Origin of the sequence: Nocardiopsis sp. EMB25, from assembly GCF_026797795.1 — a bacterium.
Taxonomy (GTDB): Bacteria; Actinomycetota; Actinomycetes; order Streptosporangiales; family Streptosporangiaceae; genus Nocardiopsis; species Nocardiopsis lucentensis.
This window is the reverse complement of sequence record NZ_JAMTDN010000001.1, coordinates 2,367,122-2,386,063: the sequence shown is the minus strand read 5'-3', so window position 1 is coordinate 2,386,063 and position 18,942 is coordinate 2,367,122. Positions and strand designations below refer to the sequence as shown.

The window sequence follows — 18,942 nt, the reverse complement described above, 5'->3', positions numbered from 1 at the left end:
CGGGGCGCCCGGCGCCGGTGTGGGCGCGCTGGGCCGTTCGCGTCCTCCGGGCGCGGGAGGGCCGGGTCCCTTCGAGGGGCGAACCGCCCGTCTCCGCGGAGACGGGCGGGTGCGGCGGCCTCACCCGGATCCTCGGGGGTCGGCCAGGGCGCGGTCGACCAGGAGGGGCGCGGCACCGAGGTAGGCGGCCGGGTCGGTCAGGTCCGCGAGGAACCCCTCCGGCGGGTCCGCGAGATCGGGCGCGTCGCGCAGGACCTCGGCCAGGGGCAGGCCCTCCTCGGCCGCGCGGCGGGACGCGCGGGTGAGCAGCTCCTTGGCGCGGGCGCGGCCGACCCGGGCGGCCAGGGCGGCGGCGATCCGCTCGGAGGTGATCCGCCCGCCGGTCAGGTCCAGGTTGGCCGCCATCCGGCCGGGGTCCACGCGCAGGCCGCCGACGAGCTCGGCGGTGTCGCGGGCGGCGCCGCCGACCAGGCGCAGGGCCTCGCGCAGGGGCTGCCACTCGGCGTGCCAGGCACCCGCGTGGCGTTCGTCCTCGCAGGCGAGCCCCGACAGCAGGACCGAGGCCAGGGCGGGCAGCTGTCGGGCGGCCGCGCAGACCAGGGCGGCCCGCACCGGGTTGGCCTTGTGCGGCATCGCCGAGGAGCCGCCCCCGGAGGCCTCGGCGACCTCGGCGACCTCGGTGCGCGACAGCACCAGCACGTCGGCGGCGATCTTGCCGAGCGCTCCGGCGGTGAGGGCGAGCGCGGCGCCCAGGTCGGCGACCGGGGTGCGCAGGACGTGCCAGGGCAGGCGCGGTTCGGCCAGGCCGGTCCGGCGCGCGTACGCGGCCAGCAGGCGCGGGCCCGTGTCGGGTGACCGGTCGGGGGCGTACTCCGCGAACGCCGCCAGGGTTCCGGCGGCGCCGCCGAGTTGGACGGGCAGTGCGGTGCGGACGGCGGTCAGCCGGTCGCGGGCGTCGAGCACCAGGTGGCGCCAGCCCGCCGCCTTCAACCCGAAGGTGGTGGGGACGGCGTGCTGGGTGAGCGTGCGCCCGGCCATCGGGGTGTCGCGGTGCCGGGAGGCCAGGTCGGCCAGGGCGCGTTCGGTCCGGGTCAGGTCCCGCAGGACCGGGCCCAACACACGTGTCGCCACCAGCATGGCCGCCGTGTCCATGACGTCCTGGCTGGTGGCGCCCCGGTGGACGTGGGGCGCGTGCTCCTCGCCCACCGCCGCGGTCAGGTCGGCGACCAGCGCGATCACCGGGTGGCCGTCCGCGCGTGCGCGCAGGGCCAGGTCACGCGGGTCGAAGCGGGCGGGGTCGGCGGCCCCGGCGACGGCCAACGCGGCGGAGGGCGGGACCAGGCCCACGTCCGCCTGGGCCGCGGTCAGGGCGGCCTCCGCGTCCAGCATCGCCGTGAGGAAGGCGGCGTCGCCCGTGGCGTCCTCGGCCGCCGACCCCGCCCGTCCCGGGGCGAGCAGGCCGGTGTCGAGCGGGTCGGTGTCGGGTGGGTCCGGGCGGGTCGGATCACTCATGGGAACTCCAGGAACACGGTCTCGCCCGCACCCTGGAGGCGGACGTCGAAGCGGTGGACACGGGGTGTGCCGGGCTCGGGTCGGGCGAGCAGGGTGGCGCGCCGCCGCGGGGGGAGGGCGGCGAGCAGCGCGTCGTCGGGATCGTCGACGAGGTAGGCGCGGGTGTACAGGTGGTGCAGCAGGCCGCGGGCGAAGACCGCCACACACACGTACGGCACGCCGCCGGGCGGCAGCGTCCGCACCAGCCAGTGCCCGTCGGCGTCCGTCGCCACCCGCCCGAACCCGGTGAAGTCCGCCCCGTGGCGGCCGACCACGCGTCCGGTCACCGCGTCACGGCGCATCGACCCCGGTGCGCCGGTGCGCGATCCGTCCGGTGCGGGTTGCCAGGTCTCCACGATCGCGTCCGGAACGGGTTGCCCGTCACCGTCCAGGACCCGTCCGCGCAGAGTGAGCGTGTCCGGGTGGTGCGGGGGAGCCACGTCCGCGCCGCCGGTGAAGGGCAGGGCGTAGCCGAAGAACGGGCCGACGGTGTGCGACGGCGTGGGCGCGGGGCTCATCGGTCGTCCTCCTCGTTCTCGGCCCAGGTGGCGGCAGGTCCGTCCAGGACGATGTCCCACCGGTAGCCCAGCGACCACTCGGGCACGGACAGACCGTGGTCGTAGGCGGCCACGAGGCGGTCGCGCGCGGCCGGGTCGGTCACGGACTGCAGGATGGGGTCGAGCGGCAGCAGCGGGTCCCCCGGGAAGTACATCTGGGTCACCAGCCGTTGCGTGAACGCCTCGCCGAACAGGGAGAAGTGGATGTGCGCGGGGCGCCAGGCGTTGGTGTGGTTGCGCCACGGGTAGGCGCCCGGGCGGATCGTGGTGAACGAGTACCGTCCCTCGTCGTCGGTCAGGCAGCGGCCGAACCCGGTGAAGTTGGGGTCCAGCGGCGCCGGGTGCTGGTCGCGCTGGTGGGCGTAGCGGCCTGAGGCGTTGGCCTGCCAGATCTCCACCAGCTGCCCGCGTACCGGTCGGCCCCGCCGGTCCAGTACGCGGCCGGTGACGGTGATGCGCTCGCCGAGCGGTTCACCCGCGTGGTGCCGGGTCAGGTCCCGGTCGAGGTCGGTGACGTCGGTGACGCCGAAGGCCGGTCCGGTCAGCTCGACCGCCTCGGGGTCGCGCACCGGGATCAGCGGGTGGGTGGGGTGGCGCAGCGCGCTGCCGCGGTAGGGCGGGAAGTCGCGCGGCGGGTGGTCCCCGGCGGGGGCGGCGGCCTGGGCCTTGGCGATCTCGGTGTCGATGGCGGACTGGGTGAGGTCCGGTGGCAGTGCGGTCATGGTGGTCCCTGGGGAGGAGGGGAGGGGTGGATTCCGTGGTGTGGGGCGGGTCGCCCCGTGGTGGACCGGGGCGGTCCCCTAGCGTTCGAGGACCAGGGCCAGACCCTGGCCGACACCGACGCACAGGGCGGCGACCCCGGTGCCGCTCCCGGCCCGGGCGAGCTGGTGGGCGACGGTCCCGGCCAGGCGGGCGCCGGAGGCGCCCAGCGGGTGCCCGAGAGCGATGGCTCCGCCGAGCGGGTTGAGGACCGCCCGGTCGAACTCGGGCCACTCGGCCAGGCAGCCCAGGACCTGGGCGGCGAACGCCTCGTTGAGTTCGAGCACGTCCACGTCGGTGAGGGAGCGCCCCGCCCGTGACAGGGCGCGGTTGACCGCCTCGACGGGGCCGAGCCCGAACCAGTGCGGTTCGACGGCGCTGACGGCGCTGGCCGAGATCCGGGCGAGCGGTGCGCGCCCGGTGGCGCGCACCCCCTCCTCGTCGGCGAGCAGCAGGGCGGCGGCGCCGTCGTTGAGCGGGGAGGCGTTGCCCGCCGTCACCGTCCCGTCCTCGGCCCGGAAGGAGGGCCTCAGCCTGGCCATCGCCTCCAGTGACGCGTCCGGCCGCACGCTCTCGTCGCGGTCGACCGTGACCGCCCCGCCCCGTCGCCGGGGCACCCGGACGGGGACGGTCTCGGCGTCGAACAGCCCCTGCTCCTGTGCGGCGGCCGCCTTGAGGTGGCTCTCCAGCGCGAACTCGTCCTGTCGCTCACGGGTGATGCCGTGCTTGTCGGCGATGAGCTCGGCGGACTCGCCCAGCGGTACCGTCCACCGCGGCTCCATGGCCGGGTTGACCATCCGCCAGCCCAGGGTGGTGGAGTACAGCTCCGCGTGGCCCGCGGGGAAGGCGCGGTCGCTCTTGGGGAGTACGTGGGGGGCGCGGGTCATCGACTCCACCCCTCCGGCGACCAGGACGGACGCGTCGCCCAGGGCGATGGCGCGGGCCGCCTGGACGACGGCCTCCAACCCGGAGGCGCACAGCCGGTTGACGGTCACCCCGGGCACCGAGGTGGGCAGCCCGGCGAGCAGGGCGGCCATCCGGCCCACGTTGCGGTTCTCCTCGCCCGCGCCGTTGGCGTTGCCGAGGTAGACGTCGCCGATCCGGTCCGGGTCCAGGTCGGGGGTCCGCTCCAGCAGGGCGCGGACGGTGTGCGCGGCCAGGTCGTCGGGGCGCACGGCCGCGAGCGCGCCGTCGTAGCGGCCCACGGGGGTGCGGACGGCGTCGACGACGTAGACGTCCCTGGTCCTCATGCCGACGCCCCCTCGCCGACGCGGACGCGCGCGCCGGTTCGGGCGGCGAGCTCCTCCGCGGTGACCCCGGGCGCGGTCTCCACGAGGGCGAGTCCGTCGTCGGTGACGTCCAGGACGCCCAGGTCGGTGATGATCCGGTCGACGCAGGCGCGGCCGGTGAGGGGGAGCGTGCACTCCTCGACGATCTTGGGGCCGCCGTCCCTGGCCGTGTGCGCCATGGTGACGATGACGCGGCGGGCGCCGTGCACCAGGTCCATGGCCCCGCCGATGCCGGTGACCAGTTTCCCGGGGACCGACCAGTTGGCGAGGTCGCCGCGGGCGGAGACCTGCATGGCGCCCAGTACGGCGGTGTCGACGTGGCCGCCGCGGATCATCCCGAACGACAGCGCGGAGTCGAAGAAGGAGGCGCCGGGCAGGACGGTGACGGTCTCCTTGCCCGCGTTGATCAGGTCGGGGTCGACCTCGTCCTCGCGGGGGTAGGGGCCGGTGCCGAGGATGCCGTTCTCCGACTCCAGCACCACCTCCACCCCCGGCGGCAGGTGGCCCGGGATCAGGGTGGGCAGCCCGATGCCGAGGTTGACGTACTCGCCGTCGCGCAGTTCGCGCGCGGCGCGGGCGGCGATCTGCTCGCGTGTCCAGCTCATCGGGTGGTCCCCTCCGTCACGGTGCGCTTCTCGACGTACTTCTCGGCGGCCTGTTCGGGGCTCAGCTCCACGACCCGCTGCACGAACACGCCGGGCAGGTGCACGTGGTCGGGGTCGATCTCGCCCGGCTCGACCAGCTCCTCCACCTCGGCCACGGTGACGCGTCCGGCCATGGCGGCCAGCGGGTTGAAGTTGCGGGCGGAGCGGCGGAAGACGAGGTTGCCGTGTCGGTCGCCCCTGGCGGCCCGGACCAGGGCGAAGTCGGTGGTGATGGCGTGTTCCAACACATGCGGGACACCGTCGAAGCCGCGGACCTCCTTGGGCGGGGAGGCGACGGCCACGCCGCCGTCGCCGTCGTAGCGCCAGGGCAGTCCGCCGTCGGCGACCTGGGTGCCGACCCCGGCCGGGGTGTAGAAGGCGGGGATCCCGCTGCCGCCCGCGCGCAACCGCTCGGCGAGCGTGCCCTGCGGGATGAGTTCGAGCTCCAGCTCGCCCGCCAGGTACTGCCGGGCGAACTCCGCGTTGGAACCGACGTAGCTGCCGGTGACCCTGCCGATCCGCCCCGCGGACAGCAGGACCGCCAGCCCGGTGTCCATGGCGCCGCAGTTGTTGGACACGACCGCGAGGTCGGTGGCGCCCTGGTCGAGCAGGGCCCGGATGAGGACCGCCGGGACACCGCTGACGCCGAAGCCGCCGACCGCGAGCGAGGCCCCGTCGTGGACGTCCGCCACCGCCTCCGCGGCCGTGGCCACCACCTTGTCCATCCGTTCCCACCCTCTTTTGTTCGCTGAGTGAACTAAAGTTCATTTATGAACCGCTGCGAGTTTCGCCTGACCACCTCAGGTGTGTCAAGGCCCGGTAGCGTTCGATCGAAGCGAGGAACAGTGGAGGTCCGCATGCAGGCCAGCGCGACGACGCCAGCCAAGGCCAACGGGGAGTCCGTGGCCACCCTGGAACGGGGGCTGGCCGTCGTGCGCGCGCTCGCCGCGGCCCCCTCGACGCGCATGCGCCGAAGCGACCTGGTCCGCTCGACCGGCCTGGCCCGGGCCACCGTCGACCGGGTCACCCGCACCCTCGCCCACCTCGGCTACCTGAGGATCGAGGACCAGGACGCCGTGCTCGCGCCGCGTCTGAGCGAGATCGGCAACGCCTACCTCGCCGCCGACCCCCTCACCGACGCCGTGGACGGCCCCGCGCGAAGGCTGGCCGACGAACTCGACGAGTCCGTGTCGGTGTGCGTTCCCGACGGAGACGGCGCGCGCTTCGTCATCCAGTGCCCCCGGCGGCGCGCCATGGCGGTCACCTTCCACGTCGGCGACCTGCTGCCCGCCGAGCGCTGTGCGCCCGGAGCGCTCTTCGCCGCCGACTGGGACGAGGACACCTGGCGGCACTGGCGTAGGCGCGTCACCACCGGTTCCGACGCCGACTTCCCGGCTCTGCCGCCGGGCACGGCGCCGACGGCGCCGGAGCGAGGCGAGGACTTCCCCGGCCTGGTGGCCCGCGCCGCGCGCACGGCACTGGCGGTGGACGATCAGCTCGTCGAACCCGGACTGGTCGCGGTGGCCGTGCCCGTGGCGGGACCGGGCGGGCGCGTCCGCTGCGCGGTGAGCGTCGTCAGCCACACCAGCCGCCACACCGCCGACAGCCTCACCGAGTACGCGCTGCCCCGGCTGCGCGCCTGCGCCGAGGCCACCGCCGAGGCGTTGGCGGAGTCCGAACCGGCGCCGGAGGCGCCTTCCGAGACGGTGCCGTCCGTGCACGCCGACGCCCTGCGCGCGGCCAAGGACGAACTGGGCGCGGACTTCCTCCAGTCGCTGGCCCGGGGGCTGGCGGTCCTGACCTGTCTGCGCGCCCCGGGCGGACGCACCCTGAGCGAGGTCGCCGAGGCCACCGGTCTGGCCCGGGCCACCGTCCGCCGGTCCCTGCTCGCGCTGGTCCAGCTCGGGTACGTGGCCCAGGACGGGCGGACCTTCACCCTCCTGCCGCGCGTCCTGGAACTGGGCCACGCGCCGCTGTCCCGGCTCACCTTCGAGCGGATCGCCACCCCGCACCTGGCCGACCTGGTGCGCCGGGTGCACGACTCGGCGTCCGTGTCCGTGCTCGACGGCGACGACATCCGCTACGTGGCGCGCGTGGCCACCACCCGCATCATCGGCGTGGACCTGGGGGTGGGCACCCGGCTACCCGCCTATCCCACGTCGATGGGCCGGGTCCTGCTGGCCGGGCTCCCGCCGGAGGATCTCGCCGACCGGCTCGACCGCACCGCGCCCGAGCCGCTCACGGGTCACACCCGCACCGCCCCCGGGGAGCTCGCGGCCGCCGTGGCCGAGGCCCGCGGCTCGGGATACGCCCTGGTCGACCAGGAGCTGGAGGAGGGCCTGTGCTCGATCGCGGTACCCGTCCGTGACCGGGCCGGGCACGTCGCGGCCGCCGTGAACGTCGCCGCGCACGCCGCCCAGCGGGGCGCGGACTCCCTGCGCGAGGAGGTCCTGCCGGAACTGCGGGCGGCGGCCGGTCGGATCGAGGCCGACCTGGCCGCCGCCAGTGAGCGCAACCCCGGGGCCCTGCCGTCCTGACGGCGGGGCCCCGGGCGCGCGTCGTCCCGTGCGCGGGTCAGGCCGGGGTGACCTCCACGGGCAGACGCTTGATGCCGTTGACGAAGTTGGAGCGTACCCGCGGGACGTCGCCGGTCAGGCGGATGTCGCCGATGCGGGGGATGAGCTCCTCGAACATGATGCGGATCTCGGTGCGGGCCAGCAGGTTGCCCAGGCACAGGTGCGGGCCGCCCTTGCCGAAGGTGACGTGGTCGTTGTCCTCGCGGGTGACGTCGAAGTCGTACGGGTCGCCGAACGCCTCCTCGTCGCGGTTGCCCGAAGCGAACCACATGACCACCTTGTCCCCCTCGCGGATGCGCCTCCCGCCGAGTTCGGTGTCGCGGGTGGCGGTACGGCGGAAGTGGTAGACGGGTGAGGCCCAGCGCAGGAACTCCTCCACCGCGTTCGGGATCAGGGACGGGTCGCGGCGCAGCAGGTCGAGCTGGTCGGGGTGCTGGATCAGGGCGTGCATCGCGTGGGAGATGGTGTGCCGGGTGGTCTCGTTCCCGGCCACCACCAGCAGCAGGAAGTAGTTGTCGAAGTCCCGCGGCGAGAGCGGCACACCGTCCCGGGGGGTCGTGTTGACCAGCTTGGAGACCAGGTCGGTGCCCTCGCCCCCGCGCCGCTGGCGGGCCAGCTCCCGCCCGTACTCGAACACCTCCAGCGAGGCGGGGGAGCGGAAGGGCAGGTCGCGGTACTGCTCGCTCTCCTGGCTGCCGAGCAGGACGTCGGCGTAGTCGGGATCGGTGTTGCCGATGATGCGGTTGCCCCACTCGATGAGTTGGAGGTTGTCCTCCTCGGGCACGTCCAGCAGGCGGGCGAGCACGTTGATCGGGAAGTCCGCCGAGACTTCCTCGACGAAGTCGAAGCGGCCCTTGGCCAGGGCGGTGTCGAGCGTGCGGGCGGTCAGACCGCGCAGGAAGTCGGTGTAGCTGTTGATGACGCTCGCGCCGAACTGCCGCTGGATGACGCTGCGCAGGGCGCGGTGGCGCACCCCGTCCAGCTCCAGGATGGAGGCGCGCCTCTTGACCTGGTCGTCGTCGACCTCCTCCAGGTTGACGAACCTCGTCGAGGTGAAGGTCTCGGGGTCGCGGTCCACGCGCGCGATGTCGGCGTGGCGGGTGACCGCCCAGAAACCCGCGTTGGGTTCGGGTTCGGGTTGCCAGTGGACGGGGTCCTCGTGGCGCAGGGTGTGGAACATGCGCCAAGGGGTGATCCCGTCGGCGAACCTCCCGGGGTCGGCCAGGTCGACCTCGTCGAGCGGCATCGGTTCGGGGGCGGCGGTGGTGCGGGTGGTCAAGACCGTCTCCTTGGTCGTCACAGGTGGTGGGCGTACTCGGTGAACTCCCAGTCGGTCACGTGCCGGTGGAAGCGTTCGACCTCGTCGCGCTTGTAGGAGAGGAAGGAGGCGGTGAACTCCTTGCCGAGGACCTCGGTGAGGTCGGTGTCCGCCTCCAGCGCGTCGAGCGCGGCGGACAGGTTCGTGGGCAGGACCGCGGCGCGGGCGGCGTCGTAGCCGTAGCCCTCCAGCGGTGCGGGCGGCTCCTCTCCGGCGACCACGCCGAGAAGAGCGGCGGCGGCGGTGCCGGCGACCAGCAGGTACGGGTTTGCGCTGGCGTCGCCCAGGCGCAGTTCGAACCGGGCGGCCGGGCCGCGCTCGGGCGGGACGCGCACCATGGCGCTGCGGTTGTCCAGACCCCAGTCGATCAGCCACGGCGCGAGGGTGTCGGGGCCGAACCGCTTGTAGGAGTTGACCGTGGGGTTGGCCAGGGCGGCGAGCGCGGGGGCGTGGGCCAGGATGCCCGCGATGGCGTGGCGTGCGGTGCCGGACAGCCCGAAGGCGCCCCCGGGGTCGTCGAAGGCGTTGTGTTCCCGGTCGTCGTCGCAGGACATGTGCAGGTGGAAGCCGGACCCGCCGGCGTCGTTGAACGGCTTGGCCATGAAGGTCGCGAGCCGGTTCTCGGCGCGGGCGAGCTCCTTGACCGCCGCCTTGAACCGGAACGCCCGGTCGGCGGCGTCGAGGGCGTCGGAGTGGTCGAGGTTGATCTCGAACTGGGCGCCGTCGAACTCGTGGTTGCCGTTGGTGACGCCGATGCCCAGGCCGTGCAGCGCGCGCAGGGTGCGCAGCAGGTGGTTGTCGGGGTCGGCGCGCCGTCCGGCGGTGTAGATGTGGCCGGTCGCCTCGGTGTAGCGGCGCCAGGCGCCGTCGGCGCCGGGGGAGCACAGGAAGTACTCCAGCTCGGGGCCGACGATCGGGTGCAGTCCGTGCTCGGCGCACCGGTCCAGGACCGAGCGCAGGAGGTCGCGGGGGGATTCGGGGGCGGGCCTGCCGGTGGCCGGGTCGGTGACCTCGCCCAGACACCAGGCGACGCCGGGCTCCCAGGGCAGGGGGAGCAGCGTGTCCAGGTCGGGGCGGACGGTGATGTCGGGCAGGCCCGCGTCCAGACCGCCCGGGACCGGGACGACGTCCCCCTGGGGGCTGGTGTGGTACACGGCGCGGCAGAAGGCGAGTCCGTGCTCGACGGCGGTGGGCAGTTGTCCGACGAGGACGTCGCGGGCCCGGTCGGTGCCGATGAGGTCGGGGTAGGCCACGCGGACGACGTCGGTGCCGGACGCGGTGAGGCGGTCGATGCTCTGGCGGAGGGTCGCGGGGTCGTGAGCGCTCACCGGAGTCTCCTCGTGGTGGATGGGGTGAGACGGGGCCGGGCGCGGTGTCGATGCGGGTCGGCGCGGTGCCCGGCTTTAATTTGGGATCAAACGTTATGCACTGCCCGGATGCTGTGCAAGAGGTCACACGAAAAAAATTATCCGGATGGATAGCCATTGACCAACCCTCTGGCGTGTGCGTATGTTGTTTGGGACCAAACGAGTTGCGGGAGTGCGGGTCTCCGCGTTCCCGCAGGCCAGGGGGTCGTCCCGAGGGGCGGCCCCTGGCCGACCCGCCTTCGGGCTTTCCGTTCCGACGCCCTCACGACCCAGGAGGACCGGCTATGCAGGTCGTCGTCGACATGAACAAGTGCAAGGACCACGGCCAGTGCGTCTTCGCCGCACCCGACATCTTCCAGCTCGACGCCGAGGCGCATCTGACCTACGTCAGCGACCCCGACGAGTCGCTGCGCGCCGACGCCGAGGACGCCGCCGACGTCTGCCCGCTCCAGGCCATCCGGATCGAGGGCTGAGGCCGTGTCCGGTACCCGCACCCGCCGCGTCGTCGTGGCCGGGGCGTCCATGGGCGGTCTGCGTTCCGCCGAACAGCTGCGAGCCGCCGGGTGGACCGGGGCGATCACGGTGGTCGGCGCCGAGCCCCACATGCCCTACAACCGCCCTCCGCTGTCCAAGGAGATCCTGGCCGGGAAGGCTTCGTTCGACTCCCTGGCCCTCACCCCCAAGACGAGCACCGCCGACGTCGAGTGGCGGCTGGGCGCCGCCGTGGCCTCCGCCGACCTGAACCGGCGCCGCCTGGTCCTGGACGACGGGGAGGAGGTCGCCTTCGACGGCCTGGTCGCCGCCACCGGCGTGCGCGCCCGGCGACTGCACTGCCCCGGCCCCACGGTCGGCCGCCACACCGTCCGCACCGTCGACGACGCCCGCGCGCTCGTCGACGCGCTCGGCCCGGGATCGCGCGTCGCGGTGGTCGGCGCCGGGTTCATCGGCTGCGAGGTGGCCGCCACCGCGGTCGGTCTGGGCGCCGCACGGGTGACGGTCGTCGACCCCGAACCCCTGCCGATGCTGCGTCCGCTCGGCGAACCGCTCGCCCGGGAGCTCCTGCGGCGGCACGCCGAGCGCGGCGTCCGCTTCGCCCTCGGCCACGGCGTCACGGGGTTCGCGGGCGCCGACCGCGTCACCGGCGTCGTCCTCGGCGACGGCACGACCCTGTCCGCGGACGTGGTCGTGGAGGCCGTCGGCTCGGTCCCCAACACCGACTGGCTCGACGGCAACGGCCTGGACCTGGCCGACGGCGTGCTGACCGACCGGCACCTGCGCGCCGGCGGACTGGCGCACGTCGTCGCGGTCGGCGACGTCGCCCGCTTCCCCAACGCCCGCTACGACGGCGTGCCCCGCCGGGTCGAACACTGGTCGATCCCCACCGACACCGCCCGCCACGCCGCCCGGGCCCTGGCCGCCCACCTCGCGGGCGGTGCGCCCGACCCCACCCCCTTCGCGCCGCTGCCCACCTTCTGGAGCGACCAGCACGACTTCCGGCTCCAGTCCTTCGGCGCACCCGCTCTGGGCATGGCGGACATCCGCGTCCTGGAGGGGGACCTCACCGGCGACACCGTCGTGGGCTACCACGACGGCGGGACGCTCGTCGGCGTCGTCGCGCTCGGCGGCCCGGCCGCAGCGGGCGCCGCCGCCCGCCACCGCGCCCAGCTCGTCCGGCAGCCTCTGCCCACCGCCTGACCACCTACGGAGACCGACATGACCCTCCGCGGATTCTTCCCGCCCAAGACGGCGACCGGGAACTCCTCCCTCATCCCGTCACCGCCCTGGCGGTACTCCGGCGACCTGCTCACCGTCGAGTACCGCACCGACCCCGACCGCGTGCGCGAGCTCCTGCCCGAGCCGCTGGAACCCGCCGGGGAGGACCCCGGCGCGGTCGCCCTCATCTGGGCCGACTGGCAGTCCTGCTCCACCGGCGGCGACGAGCTGCTCGACCCGGTGCGCGCCCAGTACAAGGAGGCGTTCGCGGTCGTGCGCTGCTCCTACCGGGGCCGCACCTACTCGCGCTGCGTCTACATCTGGGTCGACAAGGACTTCGCCGTCGCCCGGGGCCTGCACCAGGGTTACCCGAAGAAGCTCGGCTCCATCCACCAGACCCGCCCCCACCCCTTCGGTCCCGCGCCCCGCATCGGGGCGGGCGCCCGGTTCGGCGCCACCCTGGCCGCCGCCGACCGCCGACTCGCCCAGGCCGTGGTGACCCTGCGCGAGCCCTCCCAGACCAACGGGTTCGTCAACGGCCACCCCATGGCCCACCACCGCTGGCTGCCCTCCGTCGAGAGGGGCCGGGGGCTGGCCGTGGACGAGCTGATCGAGTCCGGCGCCGCCTCCTTCGAGGCGGGACAGGCGTGGCGGGGCGAGGCCGAGCTGGAACTGTTCGACGCGCCCACCGAGGAACTGGCCCGTCTGGAGATCCGCGAACCCATCGCCGCCTACTACCGGCAGGTGGGGGTCGTCTGGGACGGCGGACGCCTGCTGGAGTCGGGAACCTCCGGCGCAGAGTGACCACACCCCACCACCAGGAGATCCGGACATGTCCGAACACACCACCACCGTCGCCGGGGTCGCCGTCGACACCCGGCACTGGATCGGCGGCCGACGTGTGGCCTCCGCCCAGACGTTCACCGACACCTCCCCGATCGACGGCGGCGCGCTCGGCGGGATCGCCCGCGGCGGCGCGGCCGAGGCCGAGGCGGCCGTGGCCGCGGCCGCGGAGGCCTTCCCCGCCTGGGCGGCCACGCCCGGAGCCGAGCGGGCCCGCCTCCTCCACGCCGTCGCCGACGGCGTCGACAAGCGCCTGGAGGACCTGGCCGCCGTCGAGACCGCCGACAACGGCGCGCTGCTGCGGTCCCACCGCCGAGGCGTCATGCCGCGCGTGGCCCACAACTTCCGCTTCTTCGCCGACTGGCTCCTGGAGCTGGAACACGCCCCCTTCGACACACGGGGCCACACCAACCACGTGTCCTGGGACCCGGCCGGGCCGTGCGTGCTCATCACCCCGTGGAACGCGCCGCTGATGCTGGCCACCTGGAAGGTCGCCCCGGCGCTCGCGGCCGGGAACACGGTGGTGCTCAAACCCGCCGAGTGGTCCCCGCTCACCGCCTCCCTGCTGGCCGACATCGCCGCCGAGGCCGGGCTCCCGCCGGGCGTCCTCAACGTCGTCCAGGGCTACGGCGCCGAGGTCGGCGCCCCGCTCGTCGCCCACCCCGGCGTGCGTCGCGTCAGCTTCACCGGCTCCGTTCCCACGGCCGGGGCCATCGCCGCCGCGGCCTCGGCCAACCTCACCCCGCTCAGCCTGGAGCTGGGCGGCAAGTCGCCGTTGCTGGTCTTCGCCGACGCCGACCTGGACCTGGCCGTCGACCTGGCGGTCGAGCAGTACGACAACGCCGGGCAGGTGTGCCTGGCCGCCACCCGGCTGCTCGTCGAGGAGTCCGTGGCCGAGGAGTTCACCCGCCGCTTCGTCGACAAGGCGTCGCGCCTGACACAGGGTGATCCGCGCGAGGAGGCCACCTCCGTCGGCCCCAACATCCACCCCCGCCAGGTGGAGCGGATCGACGGCTTCGTGCGGCGCGCACTGGACGCCGGGGCCCGCGCCGTTCTCGGCGGCGGCCCCAACACCGACCTGGGCGGCCTCTACTACCGCCCCACCCTGCTCACCGACGTCGCCCAGGACTCCGAGATCGTCCAGGAGGAGGTCTTCGGCCCGGTCCTGACCCTGCAGACCTTCGCCACCGAGGACGAGGCCGTGGCGCTGGCCAACGACACCCGCTTCGGTCTGGCCGCCACCCTGGCCACCGGTGACGCCGCGCGCGCCGACCGGGTCGGCGCCCGCCTGGTCGCGGGAACCGTGTGGGTCAACTGCTTCTTCGTCAGGGACCTGCGCGCACCCTTCGGCGGCTCCCGGCTCTCGGGTGTGGGCCGCGAGGGCGGCAACTGGAGCTTCGACTTCTACTGCGACCTGAAGAACACCGTCACCGCACCGAAGGGATGGAAGAGCCATGGGTGAGATCGTCGGAGCGGGGCTGCTCGCCCACGTCCCCACCATCGTGCTGCCGCGCGAGGACCGCCTGGAACTGAACGAGGGCAGGGAGATCACCCTCGTCACCGGGCTGGAGGAGCTGCGCCGGGAGGTCTTCGAGACCGTTGACTACGACACGGTCGTCGTCCTGGACTCGCACTGGGCCACCACCGTCGAGTTCGTGGCCACCGCCCAGCGGCGCCGGGCCGGGCTGTTCACCTCCGAGGAACTGCCGCGCGGCATGTGCCGGATGCCCTACGACTTCCCCGGCGACCCGGAGCTGGCCCACAACATCGCCCGCTTCGCCGATGAGCACGGCACCTGGATCACCGCGATCGACGACGATCACCTGCCCATCTACTACGCCACCATCAACCTGTGGAAGTTCCTCGGCGAGGGCCTTCCCGACAAGCGCTGGGTGAGCATCGGCGTCTGCCAGACCGGCGACATGGAGGACCACCTGCGGCTGGGGCGCGCGCTGGCCGACGGCATCGCCGCCACCGAGGGCCGCAGGGTGCTGCTCATCGCCTCCGGTGCGCTCTCGCACACCTTCTGGCCGCTGCGCGAACTGCGCGACCACGAGTCCAGCGACCCCTCCCACGTGTTCAGCCCGCAGGCCCGGGCCGCCGACGAGGAGCGCATCGCCTGGTTCAAGGAGGGCCGCCACGACAGGGTCCTGCGGACCATGGGGGAGTTCTGGAGGTACAAGCCCGAGGCGAAGTTCTTCCACTACCTGATGATGGCCGGAGCCCTGGGCGAGGAGGCGTGCACCGCGCCCGCCCGCCAGTACGGCGAGTACGAGAACTCCATCGGCACCGGCCAGGTCCACCTGTGGTTCGACCGCCCCGGGGGCGGCTGGACCGCGCCCCGTACCGACAAGGAGCCCGTCCGTGCCTGAGTACCGCCGTGTCCTCCTCGACGGCGCCGCAGTCGAGACCGTCCGCGAGGGCGACGAGTTGGTGGCCGGGGACGGCCGCCGCGTCAGGGCGGAGGAGGCCCGCCACCTGCCACCCGTGGCGCCCTCCAAGGTCGTGGCCGTCCACCTCAACCACCGCAGCCGGGTCGAGGAGTTCCAGATCCGGCTGCCCGACACGCCCACCTACTTCCACAAGCCGGTCTCGGCGCTCAACTCCCACGGGGGCGCCGTCGTGCGTCCCGAGGGGTGCGTGTGGCTCAACTACGAGGGTGAGGTCGCCATCGTCATCGGCCGCACCTGCCGCAACATCTCCCCGGAGGAGGCGGGGGAGTACATCGCCGGGTACACGGTCGCCAACGACTTCGGCCTGCACGACTTCCGCGACACCGACGCCGGGTCGATGCTGCGGGTCAAGGGCTCCGACACCCTGTGCCCGCTCGGGCCGGGCCTGGTCACCGACTGGGACTTCCGGGGCAAGTACCTGCGCACCTACGTGAACGGGGAGCTGGTCCAGGACGGGTCCACCGACGAGATGCAGTGGGACATGCACTACCTCGTCGCCGACATCGCCCGCACCATCACCCTCGTGCCCGGGGACGTCCTGCTGTCGGGGACCCCCGCCAACTCCCGGCCGGTCCGGCCCGGAGACGTGGTCGAGGTGGCGGCCGAGGGGCTGGGGCTGCTGCGCAACCACGTCGTCACCGGGCCGACCCCGGTCCGCGCCGACGTGGGCGCACAGCCCACGGAGTCGGAGGAGGTCGTCTCCACGGCGCTGGGCGGCGACTGGGAGTTCCGTGGGGTGCGGCCGCCGCGGCGCTGACCGGAGCGGGGGCCGGGGCGCGCGACCGGCCCCCTCCGTGACGGCGCGGAACGGTAGGGTCACGGCCATGACCGACCTTTCCGGCACCGCGAGGCCGCACCCGTCCCGTTCCCGCGACCGCGCGGGGCGCAGGGTCGGTTACGGCGAGGGGCGCCAGGCCCTGCTCCGCGCCGCCGTGCGCGTCGTCGCCCGGCGCGGCCTGCGGCACCTGACCTACCGGGCCGTCGCGCAGGAGGCAGGGGTGACGCACGGCCTGGTCGTGCACCACTTCGGCTCACGCGACGCGCTCATCGAGGAGGCGCTGGCCTACGCGGTGCGCACCAGCGTGAGTTCCAGTCTGCTGGAGCCGGGCAGCGGCCGGGTCGAGGACTTCGCGGCCGGGCTGTCGGAGCTGGTCGAGGCCGATCCCGACCTGCAGGCCTTCCAGTACGAGCTGCTTTTGGAGGCGCGCCGCAGGCCCGAGCTGCGGGAGCAGGTTCGGGCCCTGTACGACGGCTACCGGGCGGCGGCCGAGCGGGAGCTGTCCCGCATCCTGCCCGAGGACGCGGGGCCCGCCCTGACCCGCCTGGTCTTCTCCGCGCTGGACGGCCTCGTGCTGTACCAGCTCACCCTGGGTGGGGCCGGGGACACCGACGAGGCCGTCGGCGCGCTGCGCGAACTGCTGCGCGGGATGGCGCGGGAGCACACCGAACACGCGCGGTAGCGTCCCGCGGCCCGGCGCCCCCGCCGTCGACGGCGGGGGCGCCGACGCGTCGCGGGCAGGTCGCGGATTCGCAAAGACCGCTGGGCACCCCTTGTCATCCGGATAGTTCACCGCCACGATGAGGTAACTCGTTTGGGTCAAAACGATCTGTCCCCTCCTCTTCCAAGCAGGTGATCCGCGTGGAACGCCAGAGCGTCGAGCCCCAGCGGCCGGCACCGACCTCTCCCGCACCCGCACCGGGCAAACTCAAGCCCGGGGCCGTCGGGGCGGTCGGCATCGTCTTCTTCGTCCTGTCCGCACAGGCCCCGCTGACCGGCGTCGCCGGGGCCGTCCCCATCGCCATCGGCATCGGCAACGGGACCGGCGTCCCCGCCGCCTACGCCCTGGCCGGTCTGCTGGTCCTGCTCTTCGCGGTCGGCTTCACCGCCATGGGCCGCCACGTCGTCAACGCGGGCGCCTTCTCCGCCTACATCGGCACCGGACTGGGTCGAACGACGGGGCTGGGCAGCGCCGGTGTGGCGCTGTTCGCCTACTGCGCCATCCAGGCCGCCATGTACGGGCTCTACGGAGCCACCATGAGCGGGCTGGTCGCCTCCCTCACGGGAGCCGAGACGCCCTGGTGGCTGTGGTCGCTGCTGACCATGGCCGTGGTCCAGGCGTTGGGCGCGTCGGGTGTGGAGATCGGCGCCCGGGTGCTCATGGTCCTGGTGGTGGCCGAGTTCAGCATCCTGCTGGTGTTCGCGCTGGTCACCCTGTTCACCGGCGGCGGTCCCGAGGGGCTGAACCCCTCCGCCAGCTTCTCGGTCGGCGCGCTGCTGCAGGGGGCGCCGGGGGTGGCCGTGATGTTCGCGGTCGCGTCCATGTTCGGTTTCGAGGCCGGCGCGATCTACGGTGAGGAGGCCAAGGACCCCGAGCGGACCGTTCCCCGGGCCACCTACACCGCCGTCATCCTGGTCACCGGGTTCTTCGCCCTGGCCTCGTGGATGCTGATCTCCGCCCACGGGGCGTCCGGCGCCACCGGGGCGGCGCGGGCGAGCCTGGAGACCGATCCGGCCGAGTTCGTCTTCACCCCCGTGGCGGCCCTCCTGGGCGGCTGGGTCCACGACGTGCTGCCCGTGCTGCTGGCGACGTCGCTCTTCGCGGGCATCCTCGCCTTCCACAACTCCGCCAGCCGCTACATCTTCGCCCTGGGGCGGGAACGGGTGTTCAGTCCCCTGCTGCTGGCGGTCAACCGCCGCCAGGCGCCGTGGCTGGCGGGGGCGGCGCAGACCGCCATCGCCCTGCTGCTGGTGGCGCCGTTCGCCGTGCTGGGGCTGGACCCGGTGCTGACGCTCTTCTCCTGGTTCAGCGGCACGGCCGTCCTGGCGATGATGGCGATGTACCTGCTGACCTCGGTCTCGGTGATCGCGTTCTTCCGCCGTGAGCGGGTGGACGGGCGCAGCTGGAGCACCCTGGTCGCTCCCGCGCTCGCGGCGGTCGGCCTCGCGGGTGCCGTCCTGCTGATCCTGGCCAACTTCACGACCCTGGTCGGCGGTTCGCCGGGTACCGCGGTCCTGCTCGCGCTGACCGTCCCGGCGGTCATGGCCGCCACCCTCGGCCTGGTCAGGGCCACCCGGCACAGGAGGCCCGGCCCGGCCGAGTGAGGCTCCAAGGGCCCGGGCTCACCCGGACGCGACCCGGTCGAGGAAGGCGTCCACGAGGGCCCGGGCCCGCTCCCCGGCCTCGGCCTCCAAGGAGATGGTCCGGTCCAGGAGAGCCGCGGGGTCGATCCCGCGGCTCTCGCACTGGGCCGCCCCGCCCGCCTCCAGCCATCCGCGGACCATCCGCGCGGTGGCCTCCGGGTGGAACTGCAGACCCAGGGAGCGCCCGAGGCGGAACGCCTGGGGGCCGACGGCGGTACGTGCCAGCTCCACCGCGCCGGGCGGCGGGACGCAGCGGTCGTAGTGCCACTCCAACCACGGACCGGGGCCGACGAGCGCGGGGTCGTCGGTGTCGATCTCGGTCCAGCCGATCTCGGGGCGGGGCGCGGGCTCGACGGAGCCTCCCGTCGCCGCGGCCAGCACCTGGGCGCCGAAGCAGATGCCCAGGACGGGGACGCCCATCTCATGGGCCTTGCGGACCAGGGCGATCTCGCCGCCGATCCAGGACCCGACGGTCCGCTCGTCGTAGACCGACCAGGGCGAACCCATCGGCACGACCACGTCCCACCCCCGCGGGTCGGGGAAGTCGAAGGCCACGTCGGGGGAGTCGAAGCGCTCCTCCGGGACGACCCGCAGGACCGTGGGCTCGTAGCCGCGCTCGGCGAGGCGTTCACCCACCTGTCCGGGTTCGGTGATGTGCTCGTGGACGACGATGAGCGCGCGCACGCGGTCCCCTTCCCTCCGTTGTTCGTACGGATCCAAATGATATGCG

18 protein-coding genes are annotated in these 18,942 nt (G+C 73.8%); 9 read left to right on the top strand and 9 right to left on the bottom strand.

Annotated features, from left to right (window positions below):
• Window positions 1–120: 120 nt before the first annotated feature.
• The 6 genes from pcaB to KIK06_RS10230 form a co-directional block, all read right to left on the bottom strand.
• Complete coding sequence (gene pcaB / locus KIK06_RS10255; protein ID WP_268642985.1) at window positions 121–1,512, bottom strand: 3-carboxy-cis,cis-muconate cycloisomerase; 1,392 nt, start codon at window positions 1,510–1,512, stop codon at window positions 121–123.
• The gene (gene pcaG, locus KIK06_RS10250) at window positions 1,509–2,069 is read right to left on the bottom strand and encodes a protocatechuate 3,4-dioxygenase subunit alpha (protein ID WP_017599810.1); all 561 of its coding nucleotides are present in this window, start codon (window positions 2,067–2,069) and stop codon (window positions 1,509–1,511) included. The genes pcaB and pcaG overlap by 4 nt, the downstream gene beginning before the upstream one ends.
• Window positions 2,066–2,830, bottom strand: coding sequence for a protocatechuate 3,4-dioxygenase subunit beta (gene pcaH, locus KIK06_RS10245; protein WP_268642984.1), 765 nt, complete (start codon window positions 2,828–2,830; stop codon window positions 2,066–2,068). Before pcaH ends, pcaG begins: the two co-directional genes overlap by 4 nt.
• A 78-nt stretch (window positions 2,831–2,908) precedes the next feature.
• On the bottom strand, window positions 2,909–4,117 hold the full coding sequence (locus tag KIK06_RS10240; protein WP_268642983.1) for a thiolase family protein: 1,209 nt from the start codon (window positions 4,115–4,117) through the stop codon (window positions 2,909–2,911).
• Window positions 4,114–4,761, bottom strand: a complete 648-nt coding sequence (locus KIK06_RS10235) for a CoA transferase subunit B (RefSeq protein WP_268642982.1) — start codon at window positions 4,759–4,761, stop codon at window positions 4,114–4,116. Before KIK06_RS10235 ends, KIK06_RS10240 begins: the two co-directional genes overlap by 4 nt.
• Window positions 4,758–5,525: a CoA transferase subunit A gene (locus tag KIK06_RS10230; protein WP_268642981.1), complete on the bottom strand. Its 768-nt coding sequence runs from the start codon at window positions 5,523–5,525 to the stop codon at window positions 4,758–4,760. The genes KIK06_RS10235 and KIK06_RS10230 overlap by 4 nt, the downstream gene beginning before the upstream one ends.
• 132 nt (window positions 5,526–5,657) lie before the next feature.
• Between KIK06_RS10230 and KIK06_RS29265 the strand changes: the two genes are divergently transcribed.
• The gene (locus tag KIK06_RS29265) at window positions 5,658–7,337 is read left to right on the top strand and encodes an IclR family transcriptional regulator domain-containing protein (RefSeq protein ID WP_327084643.1); all 1,680 of its coding nucleotides are present in this window, start codon (window positions 5,658–5,660) and stop codon (window positions 7,335–7,337) included.
• Between the two features lie 37 nt (window positions 7,338–7,374).
• Here the strand turns inward: KIK06_RS29265 and KIK06_RS10215 are convergent, their stop codons facing one another.
• Window positions 7,375–8,655 (bottom strand): cytochrome P450, encoded by a 1,281-nt coding sequence (locus KIK06_RS10215; RefSeq protein WP_268642980.1) that lies wholly within the window; start codon window positions 8,653–8,655, stop codon window positions 7,375–7,377.
• 17 nt (window positions 8,656–8,672) lie between these two features.
• Window positions 8,673–10,022 carry a glutamine synthetase family protein gene (locus KIK06_RS10210; RefSeq protein WP_268642979.1) on the bottom strand — a complete coding sequence of 450 codons (1,350 nt, stop codon included), beginning with the start codon at window positions 10,020–10,022 and terminating at the stop codon, window positions 8,673–8,675.
• 323 nt (window positions 10,023–10,345) lie between these two features.
• On the opposite strand from KIK06_RS10210, the gene KIK06_RS10205 reads away from it, so the two are divergent.
• The 8 genes from KIK06_RS10205 (at window position 10,346) to KIK06_RS10170 (ending at window position 18,173) form a co-directional block, all read left to right on the top strand.
• The gene (locus KIK06_RS10205) at window positions 10,346–10,534 is read left to right on the top strand and encodes a ferredoxin (RefSeq protein ID WP_017599819.1); all 189 of its coding nucleotides are present in this window, start codon (window positions 10,346–10,348) and stop codon (window positions 10,532–10,534) included.
• A gap of 4 nt (window positions 10,535–10,538) precedes the next feature.
• Window positions 10,539–11,756, top strand: coding sequence for an NAD(P)/FAD-dependent oxidoreductase (locus KIK06_RS10200; RefSeq protein ID WP_268642978.1), 1,218 nt, complete (start codon window positions 10,539–10,541; stop codon window positions 11,754–11,756).
• A gap of 18 nt (window positions 11,757–11,774) precedes the next feature.
• Window positions 11,775–12,578: an acetoacetate decarboxylase family protein gene (locus tag KIK06_RS10195; RefSeq protein WP_268642977.1), complete on the top strand. Its 804-nt coding sequence runs from the start codon at window positions 11,775–11,777 to the stop codon at window positions 12,576–12,578.
• Window positions 12,579–12,606: 28 nt separating this feature from the next.
• Window positions 12,607–14,079, top strand: a complete 1,473-nt coding sequence (locus KIK06_RS10190; protein WP_268642976.1) for an aldehyde dehydrogenase — start codon at window positions 12,607–12,609, stop codon at window positions 14,077–14,079.
• Complete coding sequence (locus KIK06_RS10185; RefSeq protein WP_268642975.1) at window positions 14,072–14,989, top strand: 3,4-dihydroxyphenylacetate 2,3-dioxygenase; 918 nt, start codon at window positions 14,072–14,074, stop codon at window positions 14,987–14,989. The genes KIK06_RS10190 and KIK06_RS10185 overlap by 8 nt, the downstream gene beginning before the upstream one ends.
• A complete protein-coding gene (locus KIK06_RS10180; protein ID WP_268642974.1) occupies window positions 14,982–15,827 on the top strand; it encodes a fumarylacetoacetate hydrolase family protein in 846 nt (281 codons plus the stop codon). Before KIK06_RS10185 ends, KIK06_RS10180 begins: the two co-directional genes overlap by 8 nt.
• Before the next feature lie 67 nt (window positions 15,828–15,894).
• On the top strand, window positions 15,895–16,530 hold the full coding sequence (locus KIK06_RS10175) for a TetR/AcrR family transcriptional regulator (protein WP_268642973.1): 636 nt from the start codon (window positions 15,895–15,897) through the stop codon (window positions 16,528–16,530).
• A gap of 179 nt (window positions 16,531–16,709) precedes the next feature.
• A complete protein-coding gene (locus KIK06_RS10170; protein WP_051059209.1) occupies window positions 16,710–18,173 on the top strand; it encodes an APC family permease in 1,464 nt (487 codons plus the stop codon).
• 18 nt (window positions 18,174–18,191) lie between these two features.
• Here KIK06_RS10170 and KIK06_RS10165 read toward each other — a convergent pair whose 3' ends face one another.
• Window positions 18,192–18,896, bottom strand: a complete 705-nt coding sequence (locus KIK06_RS10165; protein ID WP_017599827.1) for a type 1 glutamine amidotransferase — start codon at window positions 18,894–18,896, stop codon at window positions 18,192–18,194.
• Window positions 18,897–18,942 lie beyond the last annotated feature (46 nt).